The organism is Streptosporangium sp. NPDC005286, from assembly GCF_040607515.1.
In the GTDB taxonomy this organism is placed as follows: domain Bacteria; phylum Actinomycetota; class Actinomycetes; order Streptosporangiales; family Streptosporangiaceae; genus Streptosporangium.
Genome location: NZ_JBEXGU010000401.1, coordinates 1 through 1501, shown reverse-complemented (window position 1 = coordinate 1501; position 1501 = coordinate 1). Strand labels below are relative to the sequence as shown.

Below are 1501 nucleotides of genomic sequence, written 5' to 3'. Positions count from 1 at the left end.
GTGGGGCCCGCCCTTAGACTTCTAAACGCACAAAAACCACATTTTCTAATTCGCACCCAAAACCCCGCCCGGCCCCGCCCCGGTTGAGCCGGGGCGCGGGCCACACCCGAGAAGGGCAATCCCATGCAGCGTGTCTGCTTCCTGCTGAAGGTGAGGCCGGAGCGCCTCCAGGAGTACCGCGAGCGCCATCGTGCCGTCTGGCCCGAGATGCTCGACGCCCTGAGCGCCACCGGCTGGCACAACTACTCGCTCTTCCTGCGCGAGGACGGGCTGCTGGTCGGCTATCTGGAGACCGAGGACTTCGAGGCGGCCCGCGAGGCCATGGCCGCGACAGAGGTCAACGCCCGATGGCAGGCCGAGATGGCGCCGTTCTTCGAGAGCCTCGACGGCCGCCCGGACGAGGGCATGGTCTCGCTCGAGGAGGTCTTCCACCTCAACTGATCGGGGAAGGATTCGCTCCGGGCGCAGGTGATCGAGACCTCTTCGTGGGCGTACGACGACTCGAAGACGCGGTTCAAGGTGTTCGCGCGAGGGGTGACCGGAGACCCGTTACCGCGCTGCTGCCGATCGACCTGCGGTCGACCGGGTCGATGGGCCACGCGAGCTTCGACACCGGCCGGGCGCCGCTGAACTCGAGGCGGGCGGTGTGCGTGGCTGGGGATGCCAAAGACGTGAACGTCCGTCACGGAGGAGGCCTCAGCCGGCCGTCCATGACCGGGATGTCAACGCTGCGATCAACATTCTGGCCACCGGGCAGGCGGACAGGCCAAACGACTGTGGAGTGTGGGTAAGACCGGGACCTGTTCCGGCACCGCGCGAAGAAGCAGTAACCCACCCGAGGCCGCGTACGACGTGGCAGGCGGGAATCTCCGTCCATTAGGGCGGAGAGGATGTCAACTTGTCACGCTGACCACCGACCTGAACGAAGACCGTTCCGACTGCCTGGTCTTCGACGCGGTCAGGGGGGCCGACGGTCCGCCGGCCAGGGTGAGGCCTCCCGAGCGCATCTCCAGCGGCACGCACGCCGGCTGGGCGGCGGGCGATTCGATCCACGCCCTGCGGCTGTGACGGTCATCGCCCATCCCGCGGTGGTGGTGGCGAGCGCGACCTTGACCACCGAGTTGTGGCCGGGAAATCGCACGTGTGGCTATGAAGGTGGATCCGAGAGCCATGTGTCGGTCGGTTTGAGAGCCACTTGCTGATCAACTGCCTTGGAGTGTTAGTGAAAAAGAGAGCCATGCCCGTGGGTCTGGGGCATGGCTCTCGTGACGCCGTGTGAGTGTTGTCGGCGTACACCTCCCGCCGCGGAGGCGAATACGCGTAAACGTGCGCAGCCCGATGACGGTTAGCCGGTGGCGGTGATGTGGCTTTGACGGCGGCCAGGGTTCGTGAGGCGGCAGCAGGGGTGTCAACGGCCAAGTGCGTGTGGGTCTGGCCCACTTTCCGTGATCGCGTTGGTCAGTCTCCGAGCAGGACGCGGATGCGGAGGAGGTCTGGGTTG

Annotated in this window: 1 protein-coding gene; it reads left to right on the top strand. The window is 66.2% G+C overall.

Translation table 11 applies throughout. The annotated features are described in order from the left end of the window. Positions 1 to 123 precede the first annotated feature (123 nt). Positions 124 to 441: an L-rhamnose mutarotase gene (locus ABZU75_RS46415; RefSeq protein WP_350926284.1), complete on the top strand. Its 318-nt coding sequence runs from the start codon at positions 124 to 126 to the stop codon at positions 439 to 441. Positions 442 to 1501 lie beyond the last annotated feature (1060 nt).